Raw genomic sequence first — 25768 nt, 5'->3', positions numbered from 1 at the left:
ATTTGTTCCTCTCGTGCTAAGCGGGAGGAACGCTGCTTAATTTCTCGCCTATCTTCCTTTTCTTTGATGTTGCATCAGATCTGTTTTTCCTAACATCGCTATAATCTTTGCGGTATAGACTCTTTACATAAATAGCTAAAAAATAATCTAAAGAGATATAATTAACAGTGATGCTTTCGAGCTTGTGGTCAATTAAGGAATATCAATGTCAGAGCAAAATATTGTTTGGGATCTCTCTCTCATCCAGAAATATAACTATTCAGGCCCGCGTTATACCTCTTATCCAACAGCCTTAGAGTTTAATCAAGACTACAACGAACAGGCTTTTATTGAGGCAACCCAACGTTATCCTGACCGTCCTTTGTCTCTGTATGTGCATATCCCATTTTGCCACAAACTGTGCTATTTCTGCGGCTGTAATAAGCTAGTCACTCGCCAAAAACATAAAGCGGATGAGTATTTAGAAGTCATTGAAAAAGAAATTATCCAGCGTGCTGCGTTACTTAAAAATCGTACAGTGACTCAAATGCACTGGGGCGGCGGTACACCAACGTATCTAGACAAGGCACAAGTGAGTCATTTAGTTGGCTTGCTGAAAAAACATTTTCATTTTGCGCCGGATGCGGAGATGTCCATTGAAGTCGATCCCCGTGAAATCGAACTCGACATGATTGACCATCTGCGCAGTGAAGGCTTTAATCGCCTAAGCATGGGGGTCCAAGACTTTAATAAAGAAGTGCAAGTTCTGGTTAACCGCGAGCAAGATGAAGAGTTTATTTTTGCGCTAATTAAACGTGCGAAAGAGACTGGCTTCACTTCAACAAGTATCGACCTGATTTACGGTTTACCAAAACAGACCCCTGAAAGCTTCGCGTTTACATTGAAAAAAGTGGCGGAGCTTGCGCCCGATCGTTTAAGCGTTTTCAACTACGCGCATTTACCGAATTTATTTGCGGCGCAGCGTAAAATCAAAGATGAAGACCTGCCAACGGCGGAGCAAAAACTGGATATTCTGCAAGATACTATCGCAACGCTGACATCCGGCGGTTATCAATTTATCGGGATGGATCACTTTGCTCGCCCAGAAGATGAACTGGCAGTGGCACAGCGAGAAGGAATTTTACATCGTAATTTCCAAGGTTATACCACCCAAGGGGATTGCGATTTATTAGGATTAGGGGTATCTGCGATCAGTATGCTCGGCGATAACTACGCCCAAAATCAGAAAGATTTAAAAACCTACTACGCGCAAGTGGAAGAAAAAGGGCATGCCCTATGGCGTGGATTAGTGCTAACAGATGACGATTGCCTGCGCCGTGATGTGATCAAAACATTGATCTGCAACTTCCAATTGAACTTTGCGCAAATTGAAGCGCTCTACCCAATTGACTTCAAAACCTATTTCAAAGAAGACCTGGAACTACTCAAACCAATGGCAGAAGATGGGCTGGTGGAAGTCAGTGAAACGGGGATAAAAGTCACGCCGCGCGGGCGATTGCTGATTCGTAATGTGTGTATGTGTTTTGATGTTTATCTTAGAAGTCAAATGCGTGTTCGCCAATTCTCCCGGGTCATCTAAATGTTCGTCATACTTCACGCCGTGGCTTTGTTGTCTGCTCTCGGTCACTCGGGTCACATACTTTTGTATGCTCCCCGAGATAACCTCGTTTGACGCCTAGCCACAACGTGAATTATTTAGAACATTGGATGTTTATTAGATAGTTATTTAAAACATTCCAGATTCCAGATTCCAGATTCCAGATTCCAGATTCCAGATTCCAGATTCCAGATTCCAGATTCCAGATTCCAGATTCCAGATTCCAGATTCTGCATATTTCACAGGGCTAGTGTTTCACTTTTTCGATTAGCTGGTAGGCGGCGTTGATGCGCTCAGGGATTGGATACCACTGGTTGGAAAGCAGAACGATGCCAATTTTTTCGTCGGGAATAAAGGCAGCATAAGCTGCAAACCCATTGGTAGAGCCGGTTTTGTTATAGAGAGCGGCAGACTCTGGTGGCAGCGGCGGTTGAATAGCTTCAACTTTTTGCGGTTTAAGTGCCATATCATCACGGTTACCTTGTTGCAATTGAGCCAAAGAGACTGGCCATGGATAACTTTCCCACATTAAATCTTGCACAAAAGAATCCGTCATATACACACCCGTATGGGTATCTTCGACTGCTTCCTGCCAAGTTTTTTTCACGTCGACGACCTGCATATTGATATCGAGAAAACGAATCAAATCCTTAGCTGTCGATTTCAAACCGTAGGCTTCATTATCTAAGATCTCTGGGGTTACGCGGACAGGTTGATGTTGCTTATTATAACCTTGAGCATAATTCTGTTGCTGATCTTGAGGTACCTGCAAATAGGTATGTTTCATCCCCAAAGCAGGTAACATCATGTTATCTGTTGCTTGCGAAAATGTCGTTCCCAGCTGTTTTGCGGTAACCATTCCCAATAAACCCACTCCGAGATTGGAATAAGAACGATATTCACCAATCGGTTTTTCTGGAGACCATTGTTGATAATACTGGATTAACTCAGCACTATTCGTCACGGTGTTGGGAACAAAGAGAGATAAACCAGAAGTATGTGTGGCTAAATTCATCACTGTCACTTTATCAAATGCCGTATTTTTTAATTCTGGCAAATAGTGACTCACGGGCTGAGAAAAATCGAGCTTACCTTGCACTTGGGCATAGGACGCTAGTGTTGCCGTGAATGTTTTTGATAAAGAGCCAATTTCATACAGCGTATTATCGGTGACAGGAGCGTTGGTCTGCTTGGATTGAATTCCATAATGGTAAATAAAGTGTTGTCCATCAACGGAAATTGCCACCGACATGCCTGGAATTTGCTGCTGTTTCATTAACGGTTTGATAATACTGTCCACGTCAGACTGCGTTAATGCTGCGCTGGATAATGATGTTAATGCTAAACTGACGGCGACAAGCAGCCGTCCGCGACGAAAAAGATTTTTCATACAGATATCCATTTAAATAAAAGTTTTAGTTATGATGAGTGACAAGCAAAAAGCGGTCACATACCAAAGGAAGAGTGATTCTGGTGTTGGAGTATGCGGCTTTTCGCGCATGAATTAAAACGATATAAAATTCGATGAGGCAAAAGAAAATCTTATGGCTGAGAACGCTCGTTACCGTTTACCGCTGAATGCTCTCAGAGCTTTTGAGGCATCAGCGCGTCACTTAAGCTTTACGCGGGCGGGCATGGAGCTAAATGTGACTCAAGCCGCAGTAAGCCAGCAAGTGCGTGCGCTGGAAGAGCAATTAGGCTTGGAGCTATTTATTCGTTTACCAAGAGGGCTGGCGCTAACTGATGAAGGTTTGGCATTATTGCCTGTGGTTAGCCGATCTTTCGACCAAATCGAAGCATTATTGCAGCAATTCGAAGATGGCCATTACCATGAAGTCTTGAATGTTTCTGTGGTGGGTACCTTTGCGGTGGGTTGGTTATTACCGCGTTTATCGCGTTTTTCCGACCTCTATCCTTATATTGATCTGCGTATTATGACCCACAATAACGTGGTGAATTTAGCCGGGGAAGGGGTTGATTTTGCGATCCGTTTTGGGGAAGGGCTTTGGCCATTAGTGGAAAATACACCGCTATTTTCTGCGCCGCATACGGTACTTTGCGCTGAAAAGGTCGCTCATAAACTTAAGCATCCTATTGATTTACAAAATTTTCCGTTGATGCGCTCTTATCGTAAAGATGAATGGGAAAAATGGTTTTTAGCGGCGAATGTGGAACCGTGGCGCGTGAAAGGGCCTGTTTTTGATTCTTCCTGTTTAATGGTCGAAGCGGCTTTACTGATGGACGGTGTTGCCATAGCCCCAAGTTGCATGTTTGAGCGGGAACTCAGAGCTGGGGATTTGGTGCAACCGTTTGATATTTCCGTGACCCTCGGCGGTTATTGGCTGAGTCGATTAAAATCCAAATCAATGACACCAGCAATGGCGATTTTTCAGCAATGGTTACTGGAAGAATCCAATAACGGGCATGGGTTATAGATGATAAATCGGTGCTTAAATTCTGAAGCACCGATTGCAAAATAAAATGAGCTGTGAAAAGCAGTCATTAAACAACCACTGACTCAGCGGCGTAATAACTTTTTTTACTGTCTTGCTCCTCGCGGCTGCCCGTTCTTTCATTAAACTCCGCAAAGAAATAGGCAGGATCGACTGAAAAAATAAGTGAAAAATGGTAGAGCGTATCCACATGAATATTCACATCGCCATTTTCGTAGCGAGATAAGTGTTGTTGGCTGATTCCCATTAACTCACTGAGTTTTTTTCCACTAATGCCGCGGCTCTCTCTAAGGGCTCTTATTTTTAAACCGACAGCTTTTGATACTATTTTCTCCATATCTTTAACTCCTAGGTATATTTATTATGAGAGCTATTTAGCGATGATTATTAAATAAGTAGAAGATATTAAAATACTTATATATCATTGATGTCTAAAAGACGGTTAAGATCAATATCAAAATAGTTTGCATATTGAGCTAATCTATCTAAATTAATTCTATTAACTCCTCTTTCATAACGTGACTGCTGTTGTTTACTCACGCCGATTGTATCAGCAAGCTTCTGTAATGTGACTCCATTCATTTTTCGATAATAAATGATCTTACTACCAATAATTTTAGATATGAGATAATTTTTAGACATATTGAGTATCCCTGTGAATAAAGTAATAATTCAAAACAAATCAATCTTAGTTCGATGATCTAATAAAGTATAATGAGCTCAATATGATTATCAACTTAACATTAATCACTCTAAGAAACTATAGTGTTAGATCAATAAATTAAAATTTTTCTCAATAAATGGCGATTATGCTTAAATTACTATTTAGTATTATCTTTATTAGATTGTTTTTCAATGTTCTGCTTTATATTATCGGCATCATATTCATTGAGATCAAAAAAATCGATTAAGTCAATGCTAAATATCCTAGCATACTGGTGAAGCCTATCTAAATTAATACGATTAACACCGCGTTCATAGCGGGATTGCTGTTGTTCACTGACATGAATCATTTTAGAAATGTCACAAAGAGACATTCCATTCATTTTTCTATAATACGTAATCTTTTTACCAATAATTCGGGAAATAGGATAGTATTCTGGCATCATTTACTCCTTTCTTCACTGTTTAATAGAATTGCATATTCATAAAATATGTAATAAACAATCTATTTCCTATCTATTTATAACGAACATTTACAGTGATATTTATATTTTCCATTCCCGATGTTACCATTGCTACCATTTTAATATATTTTGATTTTCAACAAGAAATATAATTAGCCATTAGATATTCCTTACTTAAAACCGATATAAAATATAAATATCACTAGGCGATTAGAATGATATATTTATAATCACTTTTTATGGATAACTTAGTGAAAACTCTAAATGACTTTTAAAGTCTCCTGGCATGAACATCGGTTGAAGGCTAATCATCCTTGCAGATAATGGAATTTCAGCAGATTTTGTGGTGCTGTTGATAACGATATTTAGCACACTGCCATTCTTGATAGTGGCTTTATTACCCTTTTGTGCTAAATGGAGTAAACCGCCAGTCGAGCTACCGGTATTCACAAAATAGTTATTGTCGATAGCGTCGGCAGTGCCATTGACACTGAATTTGGCACTTTTTGTTGAAACGGGGCAATCAACTAATTTGATAGAAAAATCCACCCACGGGCTTTGCGCAGGGCTACGATAATTCCAACGATTTATCTTACCTAACTCCACGTTATAACTGGTGTTTTCTACTTTGCAGGGCATGACGACTACGTTACCGTGCACATAAATATTGACGCTTTCAGCCATCGCTGGCAGGGCGAACAAGCCAAGTAAACTGAATAATATTCTTTTCATAATCAGCCTTTTATAAATAGGTAATGGTGGCAGTAATATTGGCGGATAAGGTGCCCGCGGTACCATTACCGAGCGAGGAAAATGCCCGTGTGCGTAGAGGGACACTCACCAAAGGTTGCCCGCTGGTTGGAATAGTTAATATTTTGGTATTACCCAGCGGTGTAGCGCCATCGCCACTTTGCAGTTGAATGGCTATATTGGTGGCAGTACCACTATTTTTATATAGGCTTGCGACATCCGCATTATCGGCGGTACCAGAAAAGGTGAGCCTCACGCTATTAATAAATGAGGAACAGTCTTTTAATTCAATAGTAAATGTCTTCCAATCTGAGGCTTTCGTTCCACTATAAAATGTATCTAAAGGAATGGTGGTTAAATCTACATCTAAATTATTTCCTGTTGATAAATTGCAAGTGGCTGCCTTTATATTACCGGTGAATTTTAAATACACAGTATCTGCTGCATAAACGCTTATCGGTATATTTAAGAATAGTAAGGCGACAAGTAACTTTTTCATTTTAAACCTCTATTCATAGCGAATATTAACCGTAGCATTGGCATTGGCTGTACCCGGTGTAATTGTTGCCGCAGTTTTAATATAACGGGCTTTCCAACCAAAAATATAATCTGTTTGAGTCACGCCATCTTGTTGAGTAAATTTTTGATTTAATGCAATAGGTGTTCCTGCGTTATTCAATAATTGAATTGCGATACCTGTGGCTTTATCTGCGCCTACTAATCCCAAGCGACCAGTTGCGGCATTATCAATTGTATCTGACGTTACTGTGACTTTAATATTGGTACCCGATAAGCAACTTAATGCAATGGGAATATTAACTGTACCTTGAGTATCATTAATATTTTTAAATTGGGTGTCATACCAAGTCCCCATATTAATATTGTAAGTATTTTGATTGTTTTTTAAGGAACAGCCGAGTACATTAATTTTAATCGCATTGCTTGGTATGGATAACGATGAAACATTCCAAGTTGAAGCTGGGGATGAGTTTGTTATCGTTAAACTGGCAACATCACCAGATTTAATGTAATCAGATGTTATAACTTGTTTTGTTTTTATAACTTCAAAAACCCATTGGTTATTGTCTATTCGCCAACCGGTTGTAGATGGTCCAAAGATAGTATTAAATTGACCAATACCCACCGCATTAATTCTTACACCAATTCCATCTATATTTGTGGGCGCAATTTTATTTGCATTTACACTCCAACCAGAAAGATAATTTCCTCGTAAATACGATTGTCCACAATCCCTCGCATTAACCAAATGCGTTTCTGTCCCACTTATACCGAATGGAATATTTGCTGTATATAAAACCACATTGGAGCTTATATCATCGTATTGAATATTAATGGACTTTGCAGGTACGTTAACTCTGAGTCCTTGAAGTTGTGGATTCTGCGTACAAGCCCCCCTCGCTATTTCAGAATAACCAACACCACTTAATATTAGTAATGTTATATTAATTAATGATTTTTTCATTTTATTTTTCCTTATTGGCAAACCGCAGTGGTTTTATATAAGCCAATATAATTCGGTAAGCCTGCTAAGTTATACGTCACTTGGCACTGCTGTTTATCGTTATATTGAATGGTATATGAACCGCTTTCCGGCATTCCCGATAGGTAAATTTCTCCGTCATTCCCCACCATGGCATTGAGCTGATTATTATTGGGGAAAATCGCCTGTGCCCCGAATGGCACGGGGTTGCCATCTTTAAAATGTAAGGTCATGATAGCGCGATAGCCCACATTGGCATTGAAGCTGGCTTTGGCAATGGCTCCACGGCTTGGCGCGACATTCTGGGTCGTTAACTCCACTTCGGTATCACTTGGTAATTTACTGGTATCAATCTGGATCCCATTACTGCGATAAGCCGTGACATAGGGGACTAATGCGTAGCCTTGCCCGTTAGTCTGTACGCCGGTTTGGTTCAATATCGGAACGTTAGCAGCATCGGGAATCTCCACTAAGGCAGCGGTTTCACCCAATTGCTGACCTAATACGACTCCTCCGGAATGCGCCACCACACTGCCACTCGCACCGTAATACAGTGTGTAATTATTGGTGCTGTAGCCCGTTCCGCCTGAAATTTCCCCGTATTGCCCACGATAGCTACCATTCAAGTTACCTGACGCGCCAGAATCTCGGGTTGGGAAATTTTGCTGCGCGCTCCAATTCAAACGGTTATTTAGCTGAGTTGCTGAAATCCCCATACTGCCCGATGAGCCATTGGCGCTGCTGCTGGTACTGTTAAAGTTGTAATAGAAGGTGTCTTCGAACACGCTAAACGGCACACTGACCGTAAAGGCAAATTGATGATCATCCTCTTTATTATTGCGTCCACCACTGTTTTGGTTCGGGTTGGTATTTTTGTTGTAACTGTAGTTCAGCCCGTAACTGATATTGTTCCAACTATTGTTATAGCCAATAGTCGTAGACTGAGTTTTGCGATCGCTGTTCCAGTAATCTTCACTCACGAACCCGACAGATAACGACCCCCAACGATCTCCTAAGCTCTGGCTTAGTGTGATTTCCCCGCGGTTGCGGCGACGTTCGTACAATGGGCTAAAACCATTTTTTCGATAACCGTCAAACACTTCTGCCAGGCTGTAAAAGCCTTGAGTTGAATAACGGTAGCCCGCAAGCGCGATGTTGGTGCCGATGTCATTCAGGTTTTTGTTATAACGAAAGCGGTAAGATTGCCCGCTTTCGCTGGTGCCATTATTTAAGGTGGAATTCGCGTGGGTGACGTCAATCGATAACGCACCAAATCGCCCTAAGTTTTGTCCTGCGCCAACGGAATAAGCTTGATACTTATCACTCACTTGACTCCCGCCAAAGGCAGTCAGCCCCCACGGTAAGCCGTAGATCAATGTGAATTGTGCGAAGGGTTTTTTATCCACACTGCTATCATAGCTGCGGTATTGCCCGCCCGTCACACTGTAAGAGACATAGCCTTCACGCTGTAAAACCGGCAAAGAAGCATACGGAATAATTTGATACTGCTCGCTGCCGTTGGCTTCTTTGATCGTAACGTGCAAGTCTCCACTTCCCCCTGTTGGGTAGAGATCGTTAATTTCAAAAGGGCCTGCCGCAACGTCTGTTTGGTAAATGGTGTAACCGTTTTGACGAATGGTGATCTGCGCATTACTGCGAGCAATACCACGCACTACAGGCGCATAGCCTCGCAAGCTTTCTGGATTCATATCATCGTCGGTGGCAAGCTGGGCTCCACGAAAGGGCACACTATCAAAAATAGCCGAAGGTGATGTACTATCCCCGAGAATTAACTGGCTTTTTATCGCATTGATATTACGGCTCAAATAGGTGTATACCGTGTCCCATTTATTCCGTTGCCCGTCACTACTTTGCCATGTGGTGTAATTACGCAGACGCCACGGGCCGACATTGAGTCCCGGACGTAGGTTTACATAGTTAGAGTTAGAGCTATTTTTATCATTTTTACGATCCGTATTACGTGAGCCGTTATAGCTATAATTGAGTAATAACGCATTGACCCCATCATCAATCGCAGCAAGATCGACGTAGCCTCGTGGGTTCATATTCAACGCAATTTGCGGAATACTTAAATACAGCCGCTGAGAACCAAATTCAAATTCACTGTTAGCATCTGGAATTGCAGTAAGATTGACACAGGTATTTCCCTCTGTGTGTAAATTCGGATAATCTGCAACTTTAACGCCGACATCTTTTAAGTCACTGAGCGTCAGGCACGGTTCTAGCTCTTTTTTAGCATTAGTCGAAAACGTGACACTTTTTGAACCAATGAGGCTCTTATTAATGTAAATGTCGACATAATATTGACCAGGCAACTGCTCATTACGCTCAAATTGACCTAAATCTACCGATTCTTTATTGGGCAGCTCAAGAAACTCAGGGTCAAAATAAGTTTCTGGTTCTGCTGAAGATGTCGCAATATAGCCTAAGGCGATAAATAGGCTAAGGCATATTTTATTTATTTTCATAGATAAACCTAATTGCTATTAAGGCTATATTTTTATTTCCGCCGGATTATTTGCTGAGCCATAATCATTAATCACTTCCCATTTAATTGTGCCGTGCAGTTCAGGACTATGAATAGTGAAGGACTTGGTTGAAAATGGGGCGACGTACGAAATGTTTTCCGCTTTTTTGCCATTAAAGCTGATACTTTGAAAATTCATGTAATAAGGCGTCGGATTTTTAACGGTGATGGATGTACCCACTTTCGACCACGTTAATTTTTTTTGTTCTTCCGCAAAATCCACGTTGCTTATTGCACTCGGTCGATAAATGAGCTTCATTTGAGTTTTAAAAGCAATTTTTAATGAATTTTCCGTTTTCTTTTCAGTCGCAGGAATAGTTTTAATATTCAGCCAAAATAAAGATTCCCTATCATTAGGCAGGGTGTTTTGGGTTAAAAATATGCGCAGTGCATTAGTTTTTTCTTGGTTTAAACGAAAAAGTGGCGGCGTAATAGTAAAATCCGTTTGCTTGCCTTCATTGGCATTTTCAATCCATGATTGAATTAAATAAGGCACTTTATCCGGATTTTCGACGCTAATACTGACGTCCTTATTTCCTTCTGGATAAATGATGCGAGTTCCCCCGATAATCACACCGGCATAGACCGACTGGCTGAGCGCAATTAGCATGATACAGACAGAAATTATTGTTTTCATATTGCCACCACTGAGTAAAAATAATTAAGGCTTATATCCGTATAAACCTTAATTAATAATTAATAATTAGTTATAGTTAATCGTGAAGGTTGCCGTTGAGTTCGCTTGACCCGCAGTGACCGTGTCAGACATCGCGATATAACGCGCAGTAAAATCTAAGTTATTCACAACGGTTTCTTGCAATGTGTATGGATTAGAAATGCTATACAGTGGAATAGTTACGCCTTTTACGTCTTGAATCTGGATCCCAACACCCGTTGCAACACCGGAAGTATTTGGATTAGTTAATTGAAGTACGCTGTTGTTACCATCATAAGCAACACCATCGAATTTTACGGTTGCGCTAGTGACTGCAGCAGGGCACTTTTCCAATTGGATAGTAAATTTGGTTCCAGCTGCTGTACTACCTGTGCTTGGTAATGCCGTTTTAGATATTTTACCTAAATTCACTTGGATAGCATCAGAACCAGTTGCGAGTTGGCAGGCATTATCGATAATTTCACCAGTGAAATTAATATCGCCATCTTTTGCAAAACCATGGGCAGAAATTAATAAGGTGCTCGTTGCAATTAAAGATGCAATAACGTGTTTTTTCATTTTAACTCTCCGAAACTTAATTCGATATTCAATCTTATTGAGGAAATATATTTATTTGCTTACTTACACAAAGCACGAGTATTTTGTGACTATTTTTATAAATAAACAAGATGGTGGGTTTTTAGGTAAATATAATCAGTTTATAAATATTAAGTAATTAATTAATAAATAAACTCAATATGCGTTATTTTTAAGATTAAATGTTTTTAATTATTGTTTTTTACTGGTTTACTAGGGTGGAGGTTAGGGTGAAATAACGATATAAAACTAAAAATAATTATTTTGTAATTTTAAACTATAACGCATCTCTCATATGGTGATTATTTAAATTTAAAGTTTGGAAGAGGATGGTTTGATTTTTCTAATTTACAAATATGTATTATCTAAAAAAGAATGAAAGGGGTTTAATGCTCTTAAATGAATAGTCTAAATAAGTATGAGAACGTTTTTTTATTAAGCTTTTTCTATTTTTATAAGTGGTCGCGTATTGATGTGTTAATTCTATCTACTGTTAAAGTAAAATTAATAGCAGATAGAATTAATTTGATTATTCATAGCGAATATTCACGGTGGCAGTGGAGTTTGCCGTACCGGGTGTCACTTTTGCGGCTGTTTTTACATAGCGGGCTTTCCAGTTGAAAATATAATCTCCGTTAGCAACATTATTTTGTAAGCTATTTTTAGTATTAAGCTGTATAGGTGAGTTATTTCTATCAAGCAATTGTATACCAATGCCAGTGGCAGAGCCTGTTCCAGAGAGTTTAATCTTTCCAGTTGCCGCATCCACGTAGCCTGCGCTGCTCGTGACGGTTGTTTTAATATTCGTGCCTGCCGCACAGCTAAGGGTGATAGGGATATTGACGTTTGTGCTGACATCCCCAATATTTTTAAATTGAGTATCGTATCGTTCGCCAAGGTTAATGGTGTAGTTGCTCGACTTCGTAGAACATTTAGCGACATTAATTTTAATGGCATTGGCAGGAATATTGAGAGTAGATAAATTCCAGTTAACGTGATTAGGATTATCTTGGATTAACCGAGCCACACTGCCCGCCTTTAAGCTACCAGATTGAGGTACCGCGCCTGTTTTACGAATGATCATGGTCCATTGAGGTGCAACAATGGTCCAAGGTAGTCGTCCTTGAACAGGGTAGCGACTGTAGACATTAATGCTGCCTATTGCAGTGGCTACAATTTCGACACTAATACCGGCAACATTGGTCGCCGCAACCTTATTCGCGTTAGGCACCCAACCATTAACATAGCTGGCATAGAGCCGAGCTTGTCCGCATTGTCCATTTTTACCTGAATAGGTATTAATATCGCCATTGGCAAACGTGACAATAAATCGACCAAGTTCTTTAGATGAAGCATCATCATATTGAATGGTATATGTCCTGGTCGGGACATTAACAGTAATGTTATTTAATCTAGGATTTTGAATACATGCAGCAAAGGAAAACCCAGAATAGACAAAGAGACAAAAAGAAAAAGATATTTTTTTTAAATTAAAGTGCATGTTTGCTCCTGATTAAGAGTATCAAATACAGCAAATAGTATATGTAGACAGTGATATTGGCAGGTCATTTCCTGCCAATATTGATTTGGTTATTTATATAAGGAGAAATTTTGTTCTGGTGATAAGAGCAATTCGGCGACTAATAAATTGTCTTTTTCCTTTTTATCAGAGGTGTATGTACAGCTATATGAATCGATAAAATCACTCATTAACTCTTGGATATCCAGCTCCAGTATTTCTGAAATAGCATAAAGTGTATCAACATGAATTCTCATTTCGCCTAGTTCATGGCGAGATTGATGTTGCTGACTGATTCCCAATAGCGAACTAAGCTGCTGGATACTCATATTGCGATCTTTCCTCAGTGTCCTAATTCGGGCACCGACAATTTTGGATGTATTTTTTTTCATCATAATGACCAGTAGGATTAAGTATAATTACTGTATTTCTAGCTTTCTTCTCAGTTCCCTTTTTATTTTTTCCTTTTCGTGCTCATTAAATAAAAAGAAGTCATTAATATTAATATTAAAGTAAATAGCATATTGTTTGAGCCGATCTATCGATATCCGATTATGTCCACGTTCATAACGTAATTGCTGTTGCTCACTAATTCCAATAGTTTTAGCTACAGCAAGTAGGGATAACCCTTTTTCCTTACGTAGTTCTCTTATTTTATATCCAATAACAGCAGAGACCGGGTAGCTATTTTTCATTATTTAACCTCTTTTTATTATTTGCGATATGTTAAATGAATTAACAGAAGGCAAATGAATACCATTACCTTAAATATATATCTATCAGGTATTTATATTGATATCTTGACTTATATCACCTCAATTAAAGTTATTTATTTTATATGGAGATTCATAATTAGAATTTCAATTAGTGAACATTGTTTTTATCTAGTGAATACTTAATGTCTTAATTGGCTTGTTAAAATAAGATTATCACTTAAAGATTTACTAATGATAAATAAGCGTGAAGTCAAGATGACTTTTAAAAGAGCCCCCCGTCATTCCTGTACCATATCCTGCCATTCTTGCGGATAGTGGTATTTCAACGGTACGAGTTTGGGTATTGACTGGTGCCGTAATTTTTTCGCCATTTTTTACCGTTATTTTATTTTCGCCATAAGCTAAATTTAATGCGACATTTTTGGCACTGCCACTATTAATAAAGTAATTGGTTACGACATTATCTGGTGTTCCGTTAATTACCATCATCGCTTCTTGGGTATCTACAGGGCAATTTTTTAATTTAATCGTAAAATCTACCCAAGGAGATGTTTGAGTATCACGAATATTCCAAACATTGACCTTTTTTAGGTCAATAAGATAGTTAGCTTTTTCTAACTCACATGGCAATGCGGTGACATAGCCATGGACATGAATATTGGCAGCCTGCGCCATGACCGTTAAGGGAGATGTTAGGAGTAATAATGAAAGTATGATTTTTTTCATTGTTCTCTTCCTCATAGATAAGTGATAGTGGCTGTAATATTGGCAGAAACAGAACCTGCACTCGCATTACCAAGCGCACTAAATGCGCGGGTTCTTAACGGAATGCTGAGGCTGTTTTTTCCACCTAGCGGAACCCGTAACACTTTTTGATTGCCTAGCGGGGTTGTGCCATCCCCACTTTCAAGTTGTACTGCAATATTTTTTGCTGTACCCGTATTTTTATATAGGTCATTGATATTATTTGTATCTGCGGTTCCACTAAATGTGAGGACTATTTGATTCACATAAGAAGAGCAGTTATTCATATCGATGTTAAACATTTTCCAATCAGACCCACTTTGTGGCTGATTAAATAAATCGACGGGCATTCGTTTCAAGTCAATATCGATGTTATTTCCACCAGAAATATTGCAAGTTGCCGCTTTAATATTGCCTTTAAAATTAAGCGTCACTGTACTTGCAGAAAAAGCACCTACGCTGATGAATAGGCTATTCGCTAAGAATAAAGGGAGTATTAACTTTTTCATTATTTTTTCCTATTCATAACGGATATTAACAGTGGCTGTTGAATTCGCACTTCCGGGTGTTATTTTATCTGCTGTTTTAATATAACGAGCTTTCCAATTAAACATATAATCACCGGCAGGCACGCTATTTTGTAAACTATTTTTAGTATTGAGCTTTATGGGGACACTATTTTTATCGAGTAATTGAATCGCTATTCCAGTGGCTTTATCCGCACCGGATAAGGCTAATTTCCCAGTATTGACATCCACATAGCCAGCGGAACTCGTAATCGTTGCTTTAATATTTGCACCAGACATGCAGGTTAAAGTAATTGGAATATCTACGGCGGTACTGGTGTCACCCATATTTGCAAATTGGGTATCATACCAATCACCGAGTTCAATATTATAAACAGACTGGCTGTTTTTTAACGAGCAACTGAGTACATTAATTCGGTAATTACTTTGAAATCTAAGTCTAGTAGCTACGAATCGAGTTTTTGGAATCGTATTGTATTGGGAAATGATGGCAACATCTCCGCTACGAATTGTTCCAGAAAGTGAAACCATTCCTGTTTTAACAATGTCTACGGTCCAGTTAACTGTGCCAGTATAACCCCAGCTCATGCTTGCGGTCGTTGAGCGAGTAGGAAGATAGCCTCCATTAAAACGTACTCTAATCCCTATTCCAGATATGTTTGTTGGCGCTGTATTATTTGAGCTGACTGACCAGCCATTCAAAAAATAGTTATCAATATATCCACCACACTCTTCTTTTCCTTTAACGCCAAAGCCATATCCAGACGTAAATCCAGTAATAGTATGAGATTTTAATACGGTATTGTTGCTAGTTAAATTATCATATTGCAAATATATAGTATCGTTTGGGATATACCTTATTTGATTATTTAATGGATTTTGTGCGCATGCTGCATTTGAATATTCTGTATAAAATAATGAGAGTCCTAAGAATGGTAAAAGATAATATATGGATTTTTTCATTTTTATTTCACCTTACTGGCAAATTGCAGTTGTTTTATATAAACCCAAATAATTCGAGATATCAGTCAAATTATAATTAACCTGACACTGCTGCTTATCGTTATATTGAATAATAAAACTGCCGCTTTCGGCTAAGCCGGATAAATAAATTTCACCATCATTACCCACCATGCCATTTAATTGATTGTTATCTTTAAAGATGGCTTGGGCGCCAAATGGTACGGGTTTTCCATCTGCAAATTTAAGTTCTATCATAGCGCGATACCCCACATTTGCGGCAAAACTGGCTTTAACGAGTGCTCCGCGACTCGGTGCGACCGTTTGGCTGGTTAATTCCATTTCGGTATTGTCCGGTAATGCAGAGGTATCAATATCAATCACGTTTTTACGGTATGCCGTGATATACGGCACTAAGGCATAGCCTTGGTTATTCGTGACGACGCCCGCTTGGTTCAGGATTGGTACATCGCCAGCTTCTGGGATATCCACTATCGCTGCGGTTTCACCGAGTTGTTGCCCAAGTACGAAACCTGTAGAGTGTGCGACGAAGCTACCATTAGCACCGTAATAGAGGTTGTAATTGTCCTTGCTGTAGCTACTTCCTCCCGACACTTCACCGTATTGACCCTTGTATGAAGCATTCATATTCCCAGATGAGCCTTGCCCTTGGGAGGTATAACCTTGTTGAATACTCCAGTTGAGGCGGTTATCCAATTGGCTAGCCGAAAGTCCCATATTTCCAGAGTTTGGACCGCCGCTACTGCTGTTTGTATTGAGGTTGTAGTAAAAAGTACTATCAAATAGATTAATGGGAATACTGACGTTTAAGGCGAGTTGGTGATCGTTTTCACTTTGACCTTGGCTCTTCCCTTGATAAGCATATGTGCTGGTATCCCGGTTATAGGTGTAATTAATGCCGTAACTGATGCCTTGCCAGCTATTGCTGTATCCTAGTGTGGCTGACTGGGTTTTTTTGTCACTATTCCAATAATCTTCATTTACGTAACCAATCGATAATGATCCGTAATTTTCCCCAAGGTTTTGGCTGAGAGTAATTTCGCCGCGGTTACGGCGTCGTTCAATTTCTGGCGTATAGTGAGTGTCTCTAAAAGTATCAAATACTTCCGATAAGCTATAGTAACCTTTTGTGGAATATCGGTAGCCTGCTAAGGCTATGTTTGTTCCTATATCATTGATATTTTTATTGTAACGGAAGCGGTAAGATTGCCCTTGTTCTTTGCTATCGTCACTAAACTTGGCATTTGCATGGGTGACATCGATAGACACTGCACCTAATTGCCCTAGGTTTTGCCCCGCACCAATGGAATAAGATTGATATTTTTCACTGAATTGACTCCCACCATAGGCGGTGATCCCATAAGGGAGACCATAAATGGCAGTAAATTGACCAAAATGTGTTTTATCCACATGGCTATCATAGGCGCGATATTGTCCACCAGTTGCACTATAAGAGAAATAGCCCTCACGTTGTAATACAGGTAAGGATGCAAATGGGACAATTTGATACTGTTCGCTACCATTTGATTCTTTGATAGTGACGTGAAGGTCTCCACTGCCACCAGTAGGGTACAGATCATTGATTTCAAAGGGACCGGCAGCCACTTCGGTTTGGTAAATGGTATAGCCATTCTGGCGGATAGTAATTTGTGCGTTACTACGCGCGATTCCCCGAACAACGGGGGCATAGCCGCGTAAACTCTCAGGGTACATATCATCATCAGTGGCTAACTGAGCACCTCGAAATGGCACGCTATCAAACACCATTGATGGTGATACACTATCTCCAAGTGTTAGCTGGCTTTTAATGCGATTAATACCGCGAGAGGCGTAGGTGTATACCGTATCCCATTTATTGGATTGACCATCATTACTCGACCAAGTGGTATAGTTGCGCAGGCGCCAAGCCCCAATATTTAAGCCAGGTCTTAAATTCACATAGTTTGAAGTCGTATCAGAACCCCCTTTTTTACGGTCATAATTTTTGGCGCCGCTATAGCTGTAATTCAGTATTAATGCATTAATCCCATTATCAATATTCTCTAAATTCACATAACCGCGAGGGTTTTTGTCTAAGGCAATCTGCGGAATACTCAAATACAACCGTTGTGAGTCAAACTCAAAGTGACTTTTAGCGTCAGGTATTGCGGCTAAATTCACACAGTCAGTGCCCGTACTTTGTAACTCAGGGTATGTAGCCGTTTTTACACCGAAATCTGTTAAATCAGCGAGGGATAAACAGGGTATTAATTGATTATCACTGTTCTTATCAAAATTGAGTTTTTTTGCACCGATTAAGTTAGTGTTAACGTAAATATCTACATAGTAACTTCCAGCTAATTGTTCATTATTTTCAAACTGACTTAAATCAACGGTCTCTTTATTTGGTAGTTCTAAAAAATCAGGGTCGAAATACACGTTATTGTCGGTATTATCTTCCGCATACAGTGAAACCGTATAGCCTAAATATAAAAATAGGCCAAAGCATATTTTATTTATTTTCATTGGATTGTGACCTACTATTATATTTTCTATATTTTTATTTCAGCGGGTTTTTCGGCAGCACCATAGTCATTAATAACTTCCCATTTAATTGTTCCACTCGTTGCCATATCATTAATTTCAAACGTTGTGGTTGTCAGCGGTGCTGCATAGGAAACATCATTAACTTTTTTTCCATTAAACGTAATGCTCTGGAAATTCATGTAATAAGGCGTTGGATTATTAACAGTAAGCGTTTTTCCTGATTTCAACCATGTTAATTTTTTTTGCTCTTCTTCAAAATTAACATTTTTAATAATTGAAGGGCGATAAATTAGCTTCATCTGAGTTTTAAATGCAATCTGTAATGAGTTTTCTGTACGCTCAGTTGCTGGAATCGTTTTTATATTTAGCCAGAATAAAGATTCTTTATCCTGAGGAAGTTTGTTTTCAGTTAAAAAAATGCGTAATGCATTAGTCTTTTCTGGATTTAATCTAAATAATGGTGGTGTGATAGTGAAATCAGATTGTTTTTTTTCATCAATACCTTCTATCCAAGATTGTATTAAATAGGGGATTTTATCTGGGTTTTCAACAGAAATACTCACATCTTTATTTCCTTCAGAATAAATAACACGAGTTCCACCAATAATGACACCAGCATAAGCAGTATTAATAAGCGTGAATAAAGAGATAAGAGAGTAAACAATAAATTTCATATTACCACCATTGAATAGAATATTAAGGCTTAATTCCATTTAAACCTTAATCACTAATTAATTATAGTTAATTGTAAATGTTGCATTTGCATTTGCTAAACCCACATCAACGCTGTCGGTTTGAGCAATATAACGAGCTCTAAAATCTAGGTTATTTTCAACACCATCTTTCAAAGGATAAGCTTTAGATGCAGTAAATAGAGGAATAACGGTATTTACATCATCGGTGATTTGGATACCAACACCTTTAGCAACACCAGATTGACCTGCATCTTTAAGTTCAATAACAGAGTCATCTCCAGGGTAAGAGGTTGCATCAAATTTTACGGATGCTGATGTCACAGTTGTTGGGCAATTAATTAATTTAATAGTAAATTTTGTTGCAGCGGCAGTACTTCCTGCGCTTGGTAATGCTTTCTTAGATACTTTACCTAAGTTCACTTTTAATGCGTCAGAGCCAGCGGCTAATTCACACGCTTGGTCAGTGATTTCACCCGTGAAATCAATAGTTCCATCTGCCGCTAATGCACTATTTACAGCAAAAATAGAAGACGCAGCAATTAACGATGCCAGTAAATTCTTTTTCATTTATTTTCTCCGAGAGATATTTTATTTGAATAATTGAGGTTCATTAAAATAATGAATTACCCAATTGACGGATATTTTGACTTTTATTTTAACATTAAACAAGTTTTTGGTTTTTTAGATTTAATTGATTGTTTACTTTGTTTTGTTCTGTTTTTGTTTTTTAAATCACGGTAGGAGTTGGGTTTTTTAATAGGTTATTTTTATAAATGTGGATGTTTTTAAATGATACTTAAAATGAGTATTTAAAATAAATATTTAATTTCATTATTTACATGTTGCTAATGGTTAGTTAAGGAGATACACCGTATGAGTGGGAGGGGTGAATTAATGTTTCATTTGTTTTTCTAATGGTGACTAGGAGTGTCGTAAAATAATCATCTAAATTATACTTAATTGTTATTTGATATAATTTAAGTGAATTTTTGATGTGTTTTTATATCTCATTTCAATAATCTGAATGAGAGGCTATATTAATAATGACTAATTTTATTTTTATATTCAAAAAACAATCAGATTATGAACCTGCTTTTTTTTGTACATACGCTCTGATTGTTTTCTTTTCTTTCTCAGTAAAAATAAAAAAAGTCACCATGTTAATCTCGAAGTAGTTGGCATACTGCTTTAATTTATCAATCGGAATTCGAGATTGTCCCTTTTCATAACGAGCTTGTTGTATTTCATCAATACCGATCGCATTCGCAACTTCCTGCAACGACAATATTTTTCGCTCTCGAAGAAATTTTATTTTATGACCAATGATTTCGGATATTGGGTATATATCATGCATTTTGCACCTCTCAATTTATATAAGTAACAGTGATAGTTTTTCATAGGGCACACTGTGTGTAAAAAATGAACTAATTATATGTGAAAGTAAACTCGACATGGCTGCGAAAGGTGCCCGCAACCATGGCATTATTCAAGCTAGTGACACGTGCAGAAAAAGGAATTTCAGCTTGGCGAGTTTGTACGTTAATTGGCGTTGTAATTTGGGTTCCGTTTTTTACGCGGCTTAAACTGGTTCCCGTGACTAAATCTAAAGCGACATTTTTCGCTGTGCCGCTGTTGATAAAATAATCTGAATTAGTGGGCTCAACGGTTCCTGTTAATGTCACAATAGATTCACGGGTATTCGTAGGGCAATCTTTTAATTTAATACTAAAGCCTACCCATGGAGCTTGTTGACCATTGCGAAGGTTTACAATATTAGTTGCTTTTAAATCAATTACATAATTAGTTTGTTCTATCTGGCAAGGTGCCGCTTTTATATTGCCGTTAAAATTTAAGGTGATGCTATCTCCTGCGATACCGTAGAAACTCAATAATAAAGACCCGAACAAAATGAAGGAAACCCAGTTACTTTTCATGGTTTATCCTATTCATAGAGAATATTAACAACAGCGGTTGAGTTCGCCATTCCCGGCGTAATCGTCGGAGCTGTCTGTATGTAACGTGCTTTCCAGTTAAATAGGTAATCACCGTTGGGAACATTATCCTGTAAGCTATTCTTGTAATTTAAACGAATGGGATTGCTATTTTTATCTAACAGTTGAATAGCAATACCCGTTGCTGAGTTATTACCGAATAATTTTAGTTTTCCTGTTGTTGCATCGGCATATCCCGCATTACTGGTGATGGTTGCTTTTATATTAGTGCCAGCCATGCAAGTCAGTGCGATTGGAATTGCAACGGGGGTACTTGTGTCGTTGATTTTTTTAAAATGATTTTCATTCCAGTCCCCCATATCAATGTTGTATGTTTTACTTTTTGTTGAGCAACTTAATACGTTAATACGAATAGCATTTGCTGGTATATTGAGGGTAGTTAAATACCACGTTGAATTCGTTGGTCTGGTATTTGTTTGGTACATTTGAGCGACTCGCCCAGAAGTTAACGTACCAGGTTGTGAGACTCTTCCTGTTTTTCTGAAAACGATGATCCACTGAGTTTCGACAATATTCCAGTTTGAAATAGGCTTACCTGGGATTAAATAATTGAACCAAGCCTTTGCTCCTGTTTGTACTGCCACACTAATTCCGGGAATATTAGTCGGGGCAAAATTGTTGACTGGTATCCAACCATTAATAAACCTCCCATGTAAGTCAGTGGTACCGCAATCACTACCGCTACTGCTATTTGTATTGATTGGACCTGTGCCATAAGGTATTACGATGGTATCTAAGTCTTTGGTTGTTATATCATCATACATAATGTTGAATGTTCGGTTTGGTACATAGAACTGTAAATTCATAAATCTCGGATTTTGGATGCACGCAGCTGTCGTATATTGCGAATACAGAAATAAACTCATCAACATAAATATCAGCTTTAGAGAAAATGAATGGTTCATATAGGCCTCTTTTAATGGCAAATCGCGGTTGTTTTATACAAACCAAGGTAGTTGGGTTGATTCACTAAGCTGTATTGCACATGACAAAGTGGTTGATTATTAAATTGGATATCAAAACGACCTTGTTCATTTAATCCAGATAAGAAAATTTTACCGTGAGCATCGACCATTCCTAGCGGGATATGGTGATCTGTGGATATCGCTTGCGCCCCAAATGGAACGAGTTGCCCATTACTCATGGACAATGTAATAAATGCACGATAGCCAAGGTTTGCTTGGAAATGCGTTTTGACAATAGCGCCTCGGCTAGGCACAACGGTCTGGCTTGTTATTTCCATCTCGGTATTTTCTGGTATATCAGATACGTCAATCCCAATCATATTTTTACGGTAGGGGCTGATATTAGGCACTAATGCATAACCTTGAGCATTTGTGCTCACGCCCGCATTATTAGTAATTGGGATATTGGGAGCTTGAGGAATTTCAACTAAAGCTGCGGTTTCCCCGAGTTGTTGACCTAAAACAATCCCCTCGGAATGAATGAGGAGGCTGCCATTTGCACCATAGTAGAGGTTATAGTTATCGCTAGTATATCCGCTTCCTCCATTGATTGAGCCGATTTGCCCTTTATAACTGGCGTTGAAATTGCCAGTATTTTGCCGGTTATCATTGGTATAGCCTTGTTGCATGCTCCAATTGAAACGGTTATTTAGCTGAGAGGCGGAAATGCCCACGGTACTTGAATTACTATTTTTATTGCTAAAATTTGTGTTGAAATTGAGGTAGGCAGTATCATCAAAAAAATCAAAAGGAACGCTGATTGAAAAGGCGAATAAATGATTCGCATTATGATTGAAAGCTGGGTTTGCAATGCCTTGATAAGAATAGGTATTTTTATCATAAGTATAGTTTAAACTATAGCTAATTGATTCCCAAGTATTGCTATAACTGATATTGGATGACTCTGTTTTGCGATGGCTGTTCCAATAATCTTCATTAACATAGCTAACAGAAACTGAACCATAATTCTCCGATAAACTTTGGCTAATGGATGTTTCTATTCGATTACGGCGTCGTTCAATTTGTTGGGTTGAGTCAGTATTTTGGTATCCGTCAAAAACTTCAGATAAGCTGTAGTAGCCACTAGTTGAGTAGCGATAGCCTGCTAAGGTGATATTTGTGCCCATTTGGTTGAGGTTTTTATTGTAGCGAAATCGATAGGATTGCCCTTGGGTTGAGGCGCTATTATTGGGAGTGGAATGGGCATATGTGATATCAACAGAAAGTGCGCCGAAATCCCCTAAGTTTTTACCAAGACCTAGTGATTGAGCTTGATAATTATCACTATATTGAATGCCTCCATATGCAGTCATACTATTCGGTAATCCATAGACGAGAGACAATTGTGTAAAATCTTGTTGATCTACATGATTGTTATAAGAGCGATATTGCCCCCCCGTCATACTGTAAAATAGATAGCCTTCTCGCTGTAAGATCGGTAAAGATGCGAAGGGGACAATTTGATGTTGTTCAGAGCCATTCGATTCCTTAATCGTCACCTGTAAGTCACCGCTGCTACCAGTAGGATAGAGATCATTGATTTCGAAAGGACCCGCTGCAACGTTGGTCTGATAAATAATATAGCTGTTTTGTCGAATAGTAATTTGTGCGTTACTACGCGCAATGCCTCTTACTGTTGGGGCATACCCACGTAAACTTTCTGGATACATTTCATTGTCAGTTGCTAATTGAATTCCTCTAAAGGAAACACTGTCAAAAACCATTGAAGGTGTGACTCCATCACCTACAGTTAGCTGGCTTTTGATCTGATTAATATTGCGTGTACCATAAGTGTAAACGTTATTCCATTGGCTGGGTTGGTAGTCATTGTTCGACCATGTGGAGTAGTTACGAAAACGCCATGAGCCCCAATTAAGGCTCGGGCGTAAGTTAATATAGTTCGTTGTTGTGGTACCGTTATGCGTTCGACTGTGATCTTTTGAGCCATTGTAGCTGTAGTTTAGCATTGCAGCATTGATGCCATTATCCACTTGAGATAAATCGATGTAGCCTCTAGGAGTATTGTTCAAGGCGATTTGCGGCATGCTGAGATATAAGCGTTGAGTGTTAAAATCAAACTCACTTTTCGCATCTGGGATCGCGGATAAGTTTGTACAAGCGGATTGGTCTTTTTGTAGGGCGGGAAACAGCTCAGTTTTGATACCAAATTGCTTTAAATCAGTCAAAGATAAGCATGGTATTAATTTATTCTGGTCGCCTTGATTGAATAATATTTTTTGAGCATCAATATAATTTTTATTCACGTAGATGTAGACAAAATAGCTACCAGCTAACTGTTTTTGACTCTCGAATAAAGATAAGTCGATGTTCTCTTTATTTCGACCTTCTAGAAAATCTGACTCAAAATAGTCGATATCATTATCAGATATATCTCTATCATCTTTCTGTATTTTAGTGGTGGCATGAGAGGATGCTATATTTAAAAAACACAAAAAAATAGAAATATATGTTTTCATTTCCACCTCCCAGTACGAAAACTTAGATGCTCTTTTCTGTAACTTGGGTTGAAGCACCATAATCATTAATCAATTCCCATGTAACCGTTCCATGAAGGCTGGGATCGTTGATGTTGAAAGAGGATGAAGAAAAAGGGGCTACATAAGTCACATTTTTCAAGTTTGTTCCATTAAAGGAAATTCGTTGAAAATTGATATAATAAGGAGTTGGGTTTTTTACTGTTAATGTATTTTTTGTTTTAGACCAAATCATCTTTTTCTGCTCATTGTTAAAATTGACATCTTTTAATAATGACGGTCGATAGATTAATTTCATTTGAGATCTAAAGGCAATCTGTAGTGAGTTTTCTTTAAATTTCACCGAGGGAATGTTCTTAATATTTAGCCAGAATAGCGATTCTCGATTATCTGGTAATGTGTTCTCTGTTAGAAAAATACGTAGTGTGTTTGTACTTTCTGATGGGAGTTTAAATAACGGAGGCGTAATAGAAAAGATTGACTGAGGATTATTTTCAGTATCATCAATCCATGATTGAATTAAATAAGCAATTTCATCAGGGTTTTCAATGATTATACTAGCATCTTTGGCACCTTCGTTATAAATAACACGGGTCCCTCCAATAATAACACCACCATATGCAGTTGTTATCAGAGTAAAAAACAATATAAAAAAAGAAAAGTAGTTCTTCATATTTTCACCATCAACATTGGATAAAGCTATTGATATTAGTTATTGAAATTAGCTTAGTTATAAATAATCAAAAAAGTTGCAGAGGCATTGGCTGTACCTGGAGTAATAGGGAGCGCTTTGGTAATATAATTGGCAGTAAAATTAAGGTCATTTTCAACATTCGATAATAAAGAGTATTCACTGGATGGTGACAACAAGGTAATGATTGCATTTCTATAATCGGTAAGCTGAACACCTACGCCTGTTGCATTAGACGTAGACTTTAATGCTATAACGGTATTGTCATTTGTATAAGGTATCGCATCAAATGAGACTTTAGCGCTTGTGATAGCGGTAGGGCAATTAATTAATTTTATTGTGAACGGAACCGATGTTGATTTACTTCCCACACTAGGCAGATTAGCTTTTGGAATTCGACCTAGATTGACTTGGATATTTTTTGATTCTGTTTTTACTTCACAGGCTTGATCTATAATTTCACCAATAAATTCAATATTACCATCTACAGAGATAGCAGGTTGGCTTGAAAACAATAAAATTACCGGAAATAATAATTTAAATGTATTTTTCTTCATAAGGAGACCTCCAAAATAATCGATGAGCTTATCATGCTCTATTTTGATTTTAGATTATTTTTTGGATATTTACGTTATGACTTTTCTCTTTTTTAAAGAAAAATGTGTATTT

General features: G+C 38.4%; 27 protein-coding genes. 2 read left to right on the top strand and 25 right to left on the bottom strand.

All coding sequences use genetic code 11. The annotated features are described in order from the left end of the window. Window positions 1–205 precede the first annotated feature (205 nt). Window positions 206–1579: an oxygen-independent coproporphyrinogen III oxidase gene (gene hemN, locus PR799_RS09625; RefSeq protein ID WP_272521855.1), complete on the top strand. Its 1374-nt coding sequence runs from the start codon at window positions 206–208 to the stop codon at window positions 1577–1579. A gap of 265 nt (window positions 1580–1844) precedes the next feature. On the opposite strand, the gene ampC is transcribed toward hemN, so the two are convergent. Then, window positions 1845–2987, bottom strand: coding sequence for a class C beta-lactamase (gene ampC / locus PR799_RS09620; RefSeq protein ID WP_272521854.1), 1143 nt, complete (start codon window positions 2985–2987; stop codon window positions 1845–1847). Window positions 2988–3141: 154 nt separating this feature from the next. Here ampC and PR799_RS09615 point away from each other — a divergent pair, with 154 nt between their 5' ends. Continuing rightward, a complete protein-coding gene (locus PR799_RS09615) occupies window positions 3142–4032 on the top strand; it encodes a LysR family transcriptional regulator (protein WP_272521852.1) in 891 nt (296 codons plus the stop codon). 67 nt (window positions 4033–4099) lie between these two features. Here the strand turns inward: PR799_RS09615 and PR799_RS09610 are convergent, their stop codons facing one another. The 24 genes from PR799_RS09610 to PR799_RS09495 all read right to left on the bottom strand — a co-directional run bounded on the left by PR799_RS09610 (window position 4100) and on the right by PR799_RS09495 (window position 25656). After that, window positions 4100–4387: a helix-turn-helix domain-containing protein gene (locus PR799_RS09610; RefSeq protein ID WP_272521851.1), complete on the bottom strand. Its 288-nt coding sequence runs from the start codon at window positions 4385–4387 to the stop codon at window positions 4100–4102. Window positions 4388–4464: 77 nt separating this feature from the next. Further along, window positions 4465–4692 carry a helix-turn-helix domain-containing protein gene (locus tag PR799_RS09605; RefSeq protein WP_272521850.1) on the bottom strand — a complete coding sequence of 76 codons (228 nt, stop codon included), beginning with the start codon at window positions 4690–4692 and terminating at the stop codon, window positions 4465–4467. Window positions 4693–4871: 179 nt separating this feature from the next. Continuing rightward, window positions 4872–5156 carry a helix-turn-helix domain-containing protein gene (locus PR799_RS09600; RefSeq protein ID WP_442959915.1) on the bottom strand — a complete coding sequence of 95 codons (285 nt, stop codon included), beginning with the start codon at window positions 5154–5156 and terminating at the stop codon, window positions 4872–4874. A 258-nt stretch (window positions 5157–5414) separates the two neighbouring features. Next, window positions 5415–5909 carry a fimbrial protein gene (locus PR799_RS09595; protein ID WP_272521847.1) on the bottom strand — a complete coding sequence of 165 codons (495 nt, stop codon included), beginning with the start codon at window positions 5907–5909 and terminating at the stop codon, window positions 5415–5417. A gap of 10 nt (window positions 5910–5919) precedes the next feature. Beyond that, the gene (locus PR799_RS09590; protein ID WP_272521846.1) at window positions 5920–6426 is read right to left on the bottom strand and encodes a fimbrial protein; all 507 of its coding nucleotides are present in this window, start codon (window positions 6424–6426) and stop codon (window positions 5920–5922) included. 9 nt (window positions 6427–6435) lie between these two features. Continuing rightward, window positions 6436–7410, bottom strand: coding sequence for a fimbrial protein (locus PR799_RS09585; protein ID WP_272521845.1), 975 nt, complete (start codon window positions 7408–7410; stop codon window positions 6436–6438). An 11-nt stretch (window positions 7411–7421) separates the two neighbouring features. Continuing rightward, on the bottom strand, window positions 7422–9917 hold the full coding sequence (locus tag PR799_RS09580) for a fimbria/pilus outer membrane usher protein (RefSeq protein WP_272521844.1): 2496 nt from the start codon (window positions 9915–9917) through the stop codon (window positions 7422–7424). A gap of 24 nt (window positions 9918–9941) precedes the next feature. Then, on the bottom strand, window positions 9942–10613 hold the full coding sequence (locus PR799_RS09575) for a fimbrial biogenesis chaperone (protein WP_272521843.1): 672 nt from the start codon (window positions 10611–10613) through the stop codon (window positions 9942–9944). 66 nt (window positions 10614–10679) lie between these two features. After that, window positions 10680–11210, bottom strand: a complete 531-nt coding sequence (locus PR799_RS09570) for a fimbrial protein (protein ID WP_272521841.1) — start codon at window positions 11208–11210, stop codon at window positions 10680–10682. 547 nt (window positions 11211–11757) lie between these two features. Next, window positions 11758–12729, bottom strand: a complete 972-nt coding sequence (locus tag PR799_RS09565) for a fimbrial protein (protein WP_272521840.1) — start codon at window positions 12727–12729, stop codon at window positions 11758–11760. Window positions 12730–12818: 89 nt separating this feature from the next. After that, window positions 12819–13139 carry a helix-turn-helix domain-containing protein gene (locus PR799_RS09560; RefSeq protein ID WP_272521839.1) on the bottom strand — a complete coding sequence of 107 codons (321 nt, stop codon included), beginning with the start codon at window positions 13137–13139 and terminating at the stop codon, window positions 12819–12821. A gap of 27 nt (window positions 13140–13166) precedes the next feature. After that, window positions 13167–13442: a helix-turn-helix domain-containing protein gene (locus PR799_RS09555; protein WP_006659629.1), complete on the bottom strand. Its 276-nt coding sequence runs from the start codon at window positions 13440–13442 to the stop codon at window positions 13167–13169. Between the two features lie 249 nt (window positions 13443–13691). Then, on the bottom strand, window positions 13692–14189 hold the full coding sequence (locus PR799_RS09550) for a fimbrial protein (protein ID WP_154626421.1): 498 nt from the start codon (window positions 14187–14189) through the stop codon (window positions 13692–13694). A gap of 11 nt (window positions 14190–14200) precedes the next feature. Next, window positions 14201–14716 carry a fimbrial protein gene (locus PR799_RS09545; RefSeq protein WP_006659627.1) on the bottom strand — a complete coding sequence of 172 codons (516 nt, stop codon included), beginning with the start codon at window positions 14714–14716 and terminating at the stop codon, window positions 14201–14203. 9 nt (window positions 14717–14725) lie between these two features. Beyond that, window positions 14726–15697, bottom strand: coding sequence for a fimbrial protein (locus tag PR799_RS09540; RefSeq protein ID WP_272521838.1), 972 nt, complete (start codon window positions 15695–15697; stop codon window positions 14726–14728). A 12-nt stretch (window positions 15698–15709) separates the two neighbouring features. Beyond that, on the bottom strand, window positions 15710–18220 hold the full coding sequence (locus PR799_RS09535) for a fimbria/pilus outer membrane usher protein (RefSeq protein ID WP_272521837.1): 2511 nt from the start codon (window positions 18218–18220) through the stop codon (window positions 15710–15712). Window positions 18221–18246: 26 nt separating this feature from the next. Then, window positions 18247–18915, bottom strand: coding sequence for a fimbrial biogenesis chaperone (locus PR799_RS09530; protein ID WP_272521836.1), 669 nt, complete (start codon window positions 18913–18915; stop codon window positions 18247–18249). A gap of 57 nt (window positions 18916–18972) precedes the next feature. Then, window positions 18973–19503 (bottom strand): fimbrial protein, encoded by a 531-nt coding sequence (locus PR799_RS09525; protein ID WP_006659623.1) that lies wholly within the window; start codon window positions 19501–19503, stop codon window positions 18973–18975. 514 nt (window positions 19504–20017) lie between these two features. Further along, window positions 20018–20290 (bottom strand): helix-turn-helix domain-containing protein, encoded by a 273-nt coding sequence (locus PR799_RS09520; RefSeq protein WP_154626423.1) that lies wholly within the window; start codon window positions 20288–20290, stop codon window positions 20018–20020. A 70-nt stretch (window positions 20291–20360) separates the two neighbouring features. Further along, window positions 20361–20870: a fimbrial protein gene (locus tag PR799_RS09515; RefSeq protein WP_154626425.1), complete on the bottom strand. Its 510-nt coding sequence runs from the start codon at window positions 20868–20870 to the stop codon at window positions 20361–20363. Window positions 20871–20878: 8 nt separating this feature from the next. Continuing rightward, window positions 20879–21853: a fimbrial protein gene (locus PR799_RS09510; protein WP_272521834.1), complete on the bottom strand. Its 975-nt coding sequence runs from the start codon at window positions 21851–21853 to the stop codon at window positions 20879–20881. 11 nt (window positions 21854–21864) lie between these two features. Next, on the bottom strand, window positions 21865–24390 hold the full coding sequence (locus PR799_RS09505; RefSeq protein ID WP_272521833.1) for a fimbria/pilus outer membrane usher protein: 2526 nt from the start codon (window positions 24388–24390) through the stop codon (window positions 21865–21867). Window positions 24391–24412: 22 nt separating this feature from the next. Beyond that, window positions 24413–25081 (bottom strand): fimbrial biogenesis chaperone, encoded by a 669-nt coding sequence (locus tag PR799_RS09500; RefSeq protein ID WP_154626431.1) that lies wholly within the window; start codon window positions 25079–25081, stop codon window positions 24413–24415. Between the two features lie 53 nt (window positions 25082–25134). After that, the gene (locus tag PR799_RS09495; protein ID WP_272521832.1) at window positions 25135–25656 is read right to left on the bottom strand and encodes a fimbrial protein; all 522 of its coding nucleotides are present in this window, start codon (window positions 25654–25656) and stop codon (window positions 25135–25137) included. Between the last annotated feature and the right edge of the window lie 112 nt (window positions 25657–25768).

Source organism: Providencia sp. PROV202 (assembly GCF_028479565.1).
Lineage (GTDB): Bacteria > Pseudomonadota > Gammaproteobacteria > Enterobacterales > Enterobacteriaceae > Providencia > Providencia zhijiangensis.
The sequence above is the reverse complement of the archived record's forward strand: the minus strand, read 5'-3'. Positions and strand labels throughout refer to the sequence as shown.

What these genes read in the sequence shown, in the direction of transcription:
- PR799_RS09605 (WP_272521850.1), bottom strand. Translation starts at nt 4,692, where the DNA reads ATGTCTAAAAATTATCTCATATCTAAAATTATTGGTAGTAAGATCATT.
- PR799_RS09595 (WP_272521847.1), bottom strand. Translation starts at nt 5,909, where the DNA reads ATGAAAAGAATATTATTCAGTTTACTTGGCTTGTTCGCCCTGCCAGCG.
- PR799_RS09565 (WP_272521840.1), bottom strand. Translation starts at nt 12,729, where the DNA reads ATGCACTTTAATTTAAAAAAAATATCTTTTTCTTTTTGTCTCTTTGTC.
- PR799_RS09495 (WP_272521832.1), bottom strand. Translation starts at nt 25,656, where the DNA reads ATGAAGAAAAATACATTTAAATTATTATTTCCGGTAATTTTATTGTTT.
- PR799_RS09505 (WP_272521833.1), bottom strand. Translation starts at nt 24,390, where the DNA reads ATGAAAACATATATTTCTATTTTTTTGTGTTTTTTAAATATAGCATCC.
- PR799_RS09580 (WP_272521844.1), bottom strand. Translation starts at nt 9,917, where the DNA reads ATGAAAATAAATAAAATATGCCTTAGCCTATTTATCGCCTTAGGCTAT.
- PR799_RS09550 (WP_154626421.1), bottom strand. Translation starts at nt 14,189, where the DNA reads ATGAAAAAAATCATACTTTCATTATTACTCCTAACATCTCCCTTAACG.
- PR799_RS09525 (WP_006659623.1), bottom strand. Translation starts at nt 19,503, where the DNA reads ATGAAAAAGAATTTACTGGCATCGTTAATTGCTGCGTCTTCTATTTTT.
- PR799_RS09520 (WP_154626423.1), bottom strand. Translation starts at nt 20,290, where the DNA reads ATGCATGATATATACCCAATATCCGAAATCATTGGTCATAAAATAAAA.
- PR799_RS09590 (WP_272521846.1), bottom strand. Translation starts at nt 6,426, where the DNA reads ATGAAAAAGTTACTTGTCGCCTTACTATTCTTAAATATACCGATAAGC.
- PR799_RS09560 (WP_272521839.1), bottom strand. Translation starts at nt 13,139, where the DNA reads ATGAAAAAAAATACATCCAAAATTGTCGGTGCCCGAATTAGGACACTG.
- PR799_RS09615 (WP_272521852.1), top strand. Translation starts at nt 3,142, where the DNA reads ATGGCTGAGAACGCTCGTTACCGTTTACCGCTGAATGCTCTCAGAGCT.
- PR799_RS09530 (WP_272521836.1), bottom strand. Translation starts at nt 18,915, where the DNA reads ATGAAATTTATTGTTTACTCTCTTATCTCTTTATTCACGCTTATTAAT.
- PR799_RS09500 (WP_154626431.1), bottom strand. Translation starts at nt 25,081, where the DNA reads ATGAAGAACTACTTTTCTTTTTTTATATTGTTTTTTACTCTGATAACA.
- PR799_RS09610 (WP_272521851.1), bottom strand. Translation starts at nt 4,387, where the DNA reads ATGGAGAAAATAGTATCAAAAGCTGTCGGTTTAAAAATAAGAGCCCTT.
- PR799_RS09540 (WP_272521838.1), bottom strand. Translation starts at nt 15,697, where the DNA reads ATGAAAAAATCCATATATTATCTTTTACCATTCTTAGGACTCTCATTA.
- ampC (WP_272521854.1), bottom strand. Translation starts at nt 2,987, where the DNA reads ATGAAAAATCTTTTTCGTCGCGGACGGCTGCTTGTCGCCGTCAGTTTA.
- PR799_RS09515 (WP_154626425.1), bottom strand. Translation starts at nt 20,870, where the DNA reads ATGAAAAGTAACTGGGTTTCCTTCATTTTGTTCGGGTCTTTATTATTG.
- PR799_RS09600 (WP_442959915.1), bottom strand. Translation starts at nt 5,156, where the DNA reads ATGCCAGAATACTATCCTATTTCCCGAATTATTGGTAAAAAGATTACG.
- PR799_RS09570 (WP_272521841.1), bottom strand. Translation starts at nt 11,210, where the DNA reads ATGAAAAAACACGTTATTGCATCTTTAATTGCAACGAGCACCTTATTA.
- PR799_RS09545 (WP_006659627.1), bottom strand. Translation starts at nt 14,716, where the DNA reads ATGAAAAAGTTAATACTCCCTTTATTCTTAGCGAATAGCCTATTCATC.
- PR799_RS09585 (WP_272521845.1), bottom strand. Translation starts at nt 7,410, where the DNA reads ATGAAAAAATCATTAATTAATATAACATTACTAATATTAAGTGGTGTT.
- PR799_RS09575 (WP_272521843.1), bottom strand. Translation starts at nt 10,613, where the DNA reads ATGAAAACAATAATTTCTGTCTGTATCATGCTAATTGCGCTCAGCCAG.
- hemN (WP_272521855.1), top strand. Translation starts at nt 206, where the DNA reads ATGTCAGAGCAAAATATTGTTTGGGATCTCTCTCTCATCCAGAAATAT.
- PR799_RS09535 (WP_272521837.1), bottom strand. Translation starts at nt 18,220, where the DNA reads ATGAAAATAAATAAAATATGCTTTGGCCTATTTTTATATTTAGGCTAT.
- PR799_RS09510 (WP_272521834.1), bottom strand. Translation starts at nt 21,853, where the DNA reads ATGAACCATTCATTTTCTCTAAAGCTGATATTTATGTTGATGAGTTTA.
- PR799_RS09555 (WP_006659629.1), bottom strand. Translation starts at nt 13,442, where the DNA reads ATGAAAAATAGCTACCCGGTCTCTGCTGTTATTGGATATAAAATAAGA.